This is a genomic window from Corynebacterium yonathiae (genome assembly GCF_027570195.1).
Classification (GTDB): domain Bacteria; phylum Actinomycetota; class Actinomycetes; order Mycobacteriales; family Mycobacteriaceae; genus Corynebacterium; species Corynebacterium yonathiae.
The window spans coordinates 1-9,709 of sequence record NZ_JAKMUZ010000029.1 but is presented as its reverse complement, the minus strand read 5'-3'; the positions used below and the strand labels follow the sequence as shown (position 1 = coordinate 9,709).

At 49.5% G+C, this 9,709-nt stretch carries 3 protein-coding genes and 1 pseudogene; all 4 read right to left on the bottom strand.

Going from position 1 to position 9,709, the window contains the following annotated elements:
* Positions 1 to 1,141: 1,141 nt before the first annotated feature.
* The gene (locus L8V22_RS11340; RefSeq protein WP_238802217.1) at positions 1,142 to 2,842 is read right to left on the bottom strand and encodes an AMP-binding protein; all 1,701 of its coding nucleotides are present in this window, start codon (positions 2,840 to 2,842) and stop codon (positions 1,142 to 1,144) included.
* 24 nt (positions 2,843 to 2,866) lie between these two features.
* Entirely contained in the window at positions 2,867 to 6,136 is a 3,270-nt protein-coding gene (locus L8V22_RS11335) for a cytochrome P450 (protein ID WP_238802218.1), read from the bottom strand.
* A gap of 377 nt (positions 6,137 to 6,513) precedes the next feature.
* A complete protein-coding gene (locus L8V22_RS11330; protein WP_269966551.1) occupies positions 6,514 to 7,605 on the bottom strand; it encodes a GDSL-type esterase/lipase family protein in 1,092 nt (363 codons plus the stop codon).
* A 356-nt stretch (positions 7,606 to 7,961) separates the two neighbouring features.
* A pseudogene (locus L8V22_RS11325) lies at positions 7,962 to 9,313 on the bottom strand (IS256 family transposase).
* Positions 9,314 to 9,709 lie beyond the last annotated feature (396 nt).

The following is a 9,709-nucleotide window of genomic DNA, read 5'->3' as shown; positions in this document are numbered from 1 at the left end:
GTGACACGATTCCGATACCCATCGATGAACCGGACCATTTCTAACGGTTTTGATCGAGTTCTGACGCAAAAAGCCGAGCCAGCATGTAACAACTCATGGTTTATTCACGACGCGGCATGGTCACCTCTGCAACAAGACGTTCAGGCAAAGGATCAGTGACGCGTCCTTCACGACGAGAGAACTGCGATTTTGCCGGGAAATATACCACGAGACGCACGGCTTTGGTGCCACGTCGTTCTTGCATGCTTCATCTGTGGACAAGGTCTCCGCCTAGATACGGTCGTCAACAAGGTGGACCACTCGGCCTTTGCCGTCCAGGTCAAACTTCTCTGAGACACTATAAAACTTCCCAGCCACTCAAACCGAGCAAAACCTAGGGCCTTCAGTACCCGCGATGGTCACCTAAAGATGCACCGGCACGAGAATTACCGCAGGCTACAGTTACATCCCCTGAAGGACGAAACCGAGCTAAGAGCGAAACATGGCATCACCCAACGTGCCAAGCGATCCCCTAAACTCCTCCGATAATATCGGATAACGATCCGAGACCGTGGTATTACTCTCTATATCAGAGCACCAATGACCACGACCAATTTAACCCCGTAAGGAAATCGCCATTTTCCAACATCATTTTAGGCTTAACTGCCATGCCCTCGGAACTTCGATAAGCTACGAGAAGGGTCACGATTTATAAAAGTGTACACCTATTCACCAGGATTAAAGGACCGCAGCAGATTAGCTACCCAAGAGTTCCAGTCTTGATCATAAAGTAGTAAAAGTGCGACCTCAACCGAGCCCTCCACGCAAAAAATAATGAATTATAGGAACAACAGGGGCGCAGTTAAAAGAGGACATCAATAAGTCCATATTCAAGGGCCGATCCCACTATCAATCATTTTGAAGAAAGGTAGTTAAATCACCCTAATTAATGTTCTCAATATCTCGACAGTTGAATAACAAACTATATTAAGCGTTGTTCTAACTGACTATAAAGCGCCAGGTTTGAATTACTGTCCACCACTCGGACCTTCAGAAATCTTAGTAACGGAAGGTCCGACCAGCCCCCTCTCCCATACCTCGAGGGAGCCGGCGGGAGAGAATAGGCTAGGAAATTTGATCGAACATAGGCGTGGCTAACTCTCTAGGCTGTCGACTCGCCAGGAAGCTCGGGGCGTATAACCTTACCCATTGGGTTGCGAGGAAGATCAACTACAAAAAACACGTCGCGAGGGGTGTGCGCATCAGACAAGCCTTCGCGGACCAGCCGGCGGACTTCGTCCTCCGCGAGATCCTCCGCAGTCACACCGTCTTCGCGAATGATGTACGCACGGAGAGCTTGGCCAAAGTCTGGGTCTTGGACACCGTGTACATGCACCTCTGCAATACGAGTGTCTCGTATTAGTAAGTCCTCTAGCTCGGACGGGAAAATCTTCTCCCCATATTGTGTAATCACCAAGTCATCCGCGCGGCCACCGACGTATAACTTATTTCCCTTTTTATAGCCGCGATCACCCATACGCAATAGACCGTTCTGCGTCTTAATTTCAATGGATGGATCGGTGTAACCGGCAAACATGTCGTAGGCACCTGCGAATATCTCCCCTACCTCGCCGTCGGGGACCAACTGCCCCTCATCGTTTCGGATCTCAATAACTGAGCCGGGGTGAATAGTACCTGTCAACGTTGGGTCTGCCGCTAAGTCTTCAGCAGCTGAAATTGCGAGACCAGAAGTTTCAGTGGAACCGTAACAGTTGTGGAAAATGGGCCCGAACTTTTGATTGACCTTTTGCACCTCGTAAGGGGTGAGGGGACTACCCGACGACGTTACAAACTCAAGGCCAGGTACTCGGTCCACACCGTTTCTATCCAAATAACCTATCAAGCCACGAATCCGTGACGCGGAGCTGATCCAAGCATCTGCATCATACCGTTCTACCTGCTCAAGAGCCTTGGCTGAATCGAAGTTGCGCTGTGTAATGATCGTCGAACCTGTAAATAGGCACAACAGCATATTACCCCAGCCATAAAAGTGAAATAGTACACCAGTAAGAAGAACAGACATGTCTCGGCGCCACGGAATAGCGTCCAAAACCGGTCCGATCCCCTGGGGCGACTTAAGCTGGCGGCGCACCACGCCTTTCGGCATTCCTGTGGTACCCGATGTCATGACGACATGCTGCGACTTAGTAGGCTTTTCTGGCAAGAGGCTCAAATTAGTACTGCCGGCCTCAATGACTCCCTGCATAGTTAAGACCCCTTCGGGGAGGGAATCCCTATCATCGACGTGGCCGATAATAATCTCACAGGTCTTTTTAGTGGTCTCCGTAAGTCTCTCGTAGAAACATTGGTCCACAATGAGGGTTTTAACTTCATGGAATTCAAGCACGCGTTCAATCTGGGGCCCAGAGCTATTCGCGTTAATCATGAAGATGTGGTAACCAGCCATCTGACGTGCACAGAGCGGGAAAATTGCGGCACGCCCGTTTAGCGCCATGACAGCTACATTGCTTCCATCCACTACACCGACTTCGTGAAGTCCGGTCGCTAGTCGAGTTACCTGTTCGAAGCACTCGCCATACGTCAACTCGCCATCGTCATCAACTAGACCCAAACGTTCAGGATGCCGGCGGGCCGTATTCGCCAATGCGCCGCTCTCCAACGTTCCAAACCTTCGAATAGTCTCAAAGTCGGCCTTTACCTCCTGGGCTGAACCTAACTCAAAGATGTTATTTTTTCGAATGACATTAAGAAAGTAAAGGAACTGACGAAGAACCTCTTTCCTAGGAACACCATGCTGAGTGTCCGGATGCAGTGTATATCTTGGCATTATTTTTCCTTTCATGATTGAAATTATTTAGATACATTTTTAAGAAAATGCATCAGTGACATAGGTAAACGATTCTCGTTCCATTTTTTCAACTGCAGCAGCGGCAGCGCTTTCATCTAGCTCCAGTTGTTCTCCGACTATCTTTCGCATGACTTCACGTACCGAGGGCGCAACCTTGTTCGCATCCCCGCAAACTAGAACCCTCGCACCCTTGGAAAGATATTCCATCACGTCCTGACGATTCTCATATACTTGATCTTGGACGTACTTCACCTCATCTTGAGCGTAGCTCAATTCTGGGTGCCTAGAAAAGGCTGTCCGAACATCGACTAGACCTTCTCTCTCCCAGCCTTCCAATTCTTCACGATACAAGTAATCCGAATCTGGCCCGTGACATCCAAAAAAGAGTAGTACAGGCTCCACAGCACGAGAACTAGTTCGAGATTCAATCGCGCGATCCTCAATGAAAGCCCTTAATGGTGCAATCCCCGTACCAGCACCGATCATCACCACTGGTTTGTCCACGTCGTCGGCGCGAAAATGGGGATTCCCATCAACGACGGAAACCCAAATCTTTGACCCTGGTTTTAGTCCAGCCAAAAAGTTAGAAGCAACACCGGAAAAAACTCCATTGCCCGACCAAGCTGGTGACTCCAGCTTGGAAAAAGTGAGAGACGCCTGGCTCCTGGACGCCAAAGAAGAGGATGAAATAGAGTAACGGCGCGGCCTCAGAGGCTCAAGGAGTGACAAATACTCATCGAAACTCAAATCAATTGATGGATATTTCTCGAGGAGGTCTATCAATGAGGTTCTATTCTCTAACAACTGAGCATAAGGGCCCGGCTCAAGAAGCATTTCCAAATCCCTCTTTTCCGGCGGGCACATACAATTACGCTGTAGAATGCCGATATGCTGTTTGCTAACTGGAGTTGCAAGCTCAACGTAGTTAGAAAGCAGTTCAGTAACAGTCATCACTTGGCCGACTGGAAGAATATTAGAATTGCCGGTCAACTCTATTCTGGCCTCGCTTGACAGGCCAAATCGATCCAACACTCGATTCACAGAAACTTCTGGATTCCGCGGAAGTACTTCAAGGTAATCGCCCGTAGAATATTTGACGTCTTGAGGTAGTTCTATATCCACTTGATACTTATCGTTGATCGGTCCGTCTGCGGCTGTTGAAAGCTTAACAACTTTTTGAACTACCGCCTCAACAAATTCGCCCTCCGAATCAATCGACAAGGAAGCTGCTCTACCACCGTTCAGGTACTTGATCTGAACAGAATTAGTTTCGCCTTGGTCCTCAATTTCGACATCAAAATGATCTGAAACTGCTTGCCAGAGTTCTTTTTCCCAGCCTGCGAAATCCGACAGGTAGTCTCCACGAACATCAACAGCTCCTCTTTCGACGAGCCGGTGTGCACCCGCGGTTTCCATAGCCTGATCAATCACTGACGGCACGCGTTGGAACGTTTCCGCCCACTCGGAATTACCACTGCCCACTACGGCATAGTTGACACCAGATAGATCAGGACCGTCCCCGGTGGTCAGCCACTCGAAAAACGACTTCGCATTCTCCGGCGGCAATCCCTCATAGGAACTGGTAGCAATTATTACAAGGTCTCCAGAGTGCAAGTTATCAACTGCATCATCTAGGTCAGCTACCTCCGTCTCAAAGCCTTGCGAATTTGCAAATGCTGCAAGTTTTTTCGCATGGTTCCGGGAAGTGCCAGCATTGGAGCCAACGAATAGCCGCAGCTTATGCCCGTTCGGCTCGGCAACTGCGACTTTGTCAAAACTTTCTTCGCCAGAAATCGATCCACCGGCTTCGGTCTCGGACTCGCCGCCCCGCCCCCGGTACGGGAACTTTTCTCGCGGGGCAATGTTGATCAATAGATCTTTCGGTTTCGAAGTGAGACCATCCAACATTGTCAGATTGTATGACGGATCAGCGAACTCAAGATCAAAGTGTTGGACGATTAACGCAAGAACCATTGTTGCTTCCTGCATGGCGAATGCTCGGCCTAGGCAGGATCGCTCTCCGTTCCCAAACGGCTTCCATGCGTTGTGCGGAATTTTTTTTGCATTGTCGAATTCAAACCTCTCTGGTCGGAATTCTTCAGGGCTATCCCACACTGCCGGATCACGGTGCATGTGCCCCAAAAGGACAAGAAGGGTGTCACCTGGATTAACAGTTACAGGTTCGCCGCCCGTTCCTCCATTTTCACCAATTGTAGTGGTTTCATAAGGCGTCACAGCATATGCTGGCGCCGTCGGATACAATCGCAATCCTTCACGTAGAATCTGGTCCAGATATCCCAGATCTTTAAGATCTTCATACTTGGGAAAGCGACCATTCAGAACCTTGTCAGTTAATTTTCGAGCCTTTTTAAATACGCTCGGATTCTTAATTAACTCATACACCACAAAACTTAGAAGTCCCGAGGTGGTCTCGTGGCCTGCAATCAGAAAGGTAATGAGCTGATAACGCAGATTCTCGTCGCTTAGCTTTTCGCCAGTTGACGGGTCCTCAGCGTTCATCATTACGTCCAAAACGTCTTCATCACCCTTAGGGCTGGGGTTCCGACGACGGTCTGAAATCAACTCATCCACCGTCTCTTCCATGGTTTTTATGTCCCCCTGGAAACGGTGTTCGCCAAAAAGGTCAAGCTTTTTTTGAATTTCAAGCGCGTGTGCTTTTCGGCCAGCATGATGTAGGCCTCTTGCCATTGCGTTGACGAACGGGTGAAAACCTTCTGTATAAAAAGAGTTAAACCGATAGCTAAATGAGCATAACGCGATCGTATCGAGCGTCAGACGAGTGAAATCACTAGCAACGTCAATTGCCGCATCTGAAGAACTTCTCGACCACTTTAGCATCAACTGGTCCGCAATGTCCGTCATTTGGCCATACATACTTCGCAACGCCAAAGGGTTGAACGCTGGCATGAGAATGCGGTGGGCCTTCCCCCAATCCGGATCATCAAATTCAGAAGTAAACAGTCCATTCCCCGCAAAATTACGAATTACTTGCAGAGCCGGGTGGACCAATTTATGGAATCTGGCTTCATCCGATAGTTCATCAACCAGCGCGAAGGAGCTCACCACATAGAAAGGTGTTGTTCCTGGGATTACCTGTCGGTAAAATCGTCCATGCTTTTCAGCAAGCCTAGTTGCGGACTGCACAATGTTGTTCGGATCAACCGAATATGCAGTTCCGACAAACGGGTAGACCTTGGGTCCTGGCAATTCCGCCTGTCTAGATGAGATATCGTTATCTTTCGAGACTTTGGGGGTAATGCCAACCATTTAGTCAAACTCCTTTGGTTTCACAGTGCAGCAATGCTGCTCGGGTTGAAGTTTCTAGTTGGACCAACGCATAGAATTTGGTCCAACGATCGTTAAATGACACTAGTAGGTGTACTTCTAGAATAATTGAAGCACTTGTTGAATGCTCGGCCATGCATTCAGGGTTCTATCCAAAAAATTGTCCAAACGCAGGGTACCGGTTAGATGAACCAGCGGCGTCGTGAGTGGGTAGTCACGGACTAGTGTGATTACAAATTCAGGAGTCATATCGTCGTTCCTTCTGTATCTATGACGAGGTAATCGTCTTTTATTGCATAAGTCGTGGACAGGAGTTAGTGGCTATTTCCATCGCCTACCTGTTAACTCATTTGACTGCCTTAGCGATATGTCTCTGCAATACGCCTAGCATAGTATTCGTGCCCAGCATCAGTGAGATGTCCTGCTAACTTATGCGGTGAATCATCAAAGATGGAGGCACCATAACGCCCTGGATCATTAGAACACCCGTTTTTTCCACTTTGAAAGGAAATCTCTGCGACCATATCCAGAAACTCGCTTCCCGTATCCAGAGCGGCTAACCGTTGCTGTTCTCGCACCTCATCTTGGTAATAGGCAACAAGCGGGAAATACCAGTGACTGGTAATCCCTAAAAGATTGGAGCCACACGTATGATTGCGCCCATCTGTTTCATCCGGGATTCCCAAAAGAATTACTTTTGCGTTGGGAGCAACGCTTTTTACACGGTTAATGGCGCCTGTCATCTCCGCGTTGTAACGCGCCATTCGTTGGGGCTGTGTAGTCATTGACGGCAAGTTATTTGGCTGGTAAGTGTCGTTAACTCCAGCACTGATAGTCACTAGCCGAGTATTCGCATCGAGCTTGCGTTCCGCTATTGCTCGTTCAACCTGCTGTCGTACTGTGTCATGGGGGATTGCATCATTTCCGTGCGGTTCGACGTATGCAGTCGCCCCCGGACAAGAATAGTCCTCTAGTCGCAAGCCAGTACGCTTAGCCGCTTGAACTGCAAAGTTGTTAGGATCTTGTGCACAGGAGCCATCGCGAATGGTTGGCCACTCAAGACTCGGAACGTTCTTCTTAGTCTTGTAAACTGCTATGTCTAGTGCTGTAGGGTTGGCCGCTACGGAGTCACCAAAACTCAAATAGGATTCCCGGACATTTTGGTTCACTTGAGGCTGTGACTGTAGATTTACCGGTGCCGCCGGCAGCTTCACTCCCTCTGGAAGCGGTGGCGTTTGCGGCAGTGGGGGAAGTGGCGGAGCCTGTGGCAATGGGGGAAGCGGCAGCGTCGGCCCTTCCTGAGGGAGCGGTGGCAAAGCAGGAGCTGCCTCTGCGATCGGTAGCCCTGATGCCCCGATGGCGAGCGCAACTATTACTCCGCAAAATTTACGTATCTTCATTGAGCCTCTTCTCAAGATTAAAATTGCCTGGTCAATCTTTGACAATGCCACACAGGCACTATTTATAGTTCTTCTGCTTCCGTCGAAATGTTACATGATTTCTCAAAGTTCCACACAGCTAATATGTATAATTTGCAACTTATTTTAGCTATCTTTTTGTGTCACTTACCCCTTGTGCCCTACTACTTGCCAGATGCCCTGGCACCGGATCGCAATGATTGCGTGCTTCCGATTTATGCTAATCACTAATGCTTGACCAGTGTTAGGACTTACCTTCGTTTGATAAACAGCAAATACGTATAGTTTTCAGCATTAATCAAGTTAGGACTTTTAAATAAGCCCTGCGAAATGTCCTTTTCTCTGTCGAGGCCGCGGGCGTGTCAAGTTGTTTGTGTGTGGGGTTGGGTTTATAAGTATTTGTCGAAGCGGCCGGGAAAGGCCACGGCCATTTGGGTGATGGCTTGTTTCCAGCCGGATACTCGGGCTCCTTCCATGAGTCTGCCGGCTACTGCGGAGACCCGTTTGCCCTGCTTTGCTCTCTTTGCAGCGCGTTTGTCTTCAATGTTGCAGAACATCAACAACAGCGAGCATCTTCAGCACGGATTCATCGTTGGTGAATTGCACCCTGCTGCGAGTAGCTTTTCGCAATTCGTTGTTAAAAGATTCAATGGAATTCGTCGTATAGATGACCTTGCTGGCACGCTGGTGGGAACTGCAGAAACGGGACAAACCGCGCCCATGCGCCCTGCCAGACCTTGACTGAGCGTGGATACTTCTCACCCAGCTCGGAAGCCTCGAATTCGTCTAAGTCCGTCTTAGCTGTGTACTCGTCTGTGGCGGTGTAGGCCTTTTTCAACGCGGCTGACACAGCCCGGCGAGCCCCGTAGGCTATCCATCGGTTCGCGGCGCGTATCAGGTGCACGATGCAGGTTTGTACCATAGAGTTCGGCTAGGTTGCCTCCACAGCTTCCGGTAGGCCTTTCAGCCCGTCACAGCAGACAATAAAGACGTCTTTAACCCCACGATTAACCAGGTTAGAGCACACCTGCGCCCAGAAGGAAGCACCTTCTTCCTTGGCAATCCACAGACCCAAAATGTGCTTGATCCCGTCGAGGTCCACCCTGATTGCCATGTACGCGGACTTGTTGACAACCCGGCCGCTGTCGCGGACTTTAATACGCAGTGCATCCAGGAAAATGACCGGGTGGAACTCATCTCACTGGCGGTTTTGCCACGCCATAACTTCATCCAAGACGGCGTCAGTAACCGCAGAAGTCGTCTCATGGGAGATATCAACCCGCATCGCGGTCGCCATGTGGTGCTGGATATCGCGGATGGTCATCCCACCGGCGTACAAGCTGACAATCATCTCACTCAACGTCGGTCAAACGCCTCGAGCCTTTGAGGGGCCATAGTTGGCAAGAAGGTTCCCACCCGATCGCGTGGGACATCAACAGTTACCGGACCGTAGTTGGAATCCACGGTCTTCGAGTAGGTGCCGTTGCGGTAATTATCTGTCCCAACTGCAGCTTTGCCATTCCTATCATCAGACTCGTAGCCAAGGTGGGCATCCATTTCCGCATTCAAACCTCTGGTAATCAAGGCTTGCAACATGCCCCGAACCAGGTCGTTGGCATCCGCTGTCGACGTGCCTAGGTCATCAATAAGTTTCGCGATTTCAGGGTTAGCAAGCAACTTCTTTTCAATCGCATCAATCTTGGCTTTATCAGCTTAGGTCTCGCCCCGCCACAGTAGTCATCCTGGCCCATCTCCTCATGCAGGTTAGGTACCCACACACAAACCATCAAACGTCTTCTGCGCTCGCAACTAACTTCGATTTCTTCACGGCGCAGAGTGTGTGCCGCATCTTGCAGATACCATTGACCGCTTAGTTATCTTCTTGGACCTTTGGCAATGTGCTCTTCCAGTGCAGCGTCGTAAAGACGGCAGGTACTTAAACTCAAGGTCTGTAACTGTCGGTATCCAAGAAAGAATATGAATCTACCTTGTCGACTGCTCTCCATGGTCTGGTAAGTGAACTCGACTGTGAATTAGTGCCGCTGTTCACCGATAAGCTGACTATTTCTTAACGTTGCGGGCCGAGCTCCGTCGCAAGGCGTTAGAAATGGTCCGGTTCATCGATGGGTATCGGAAT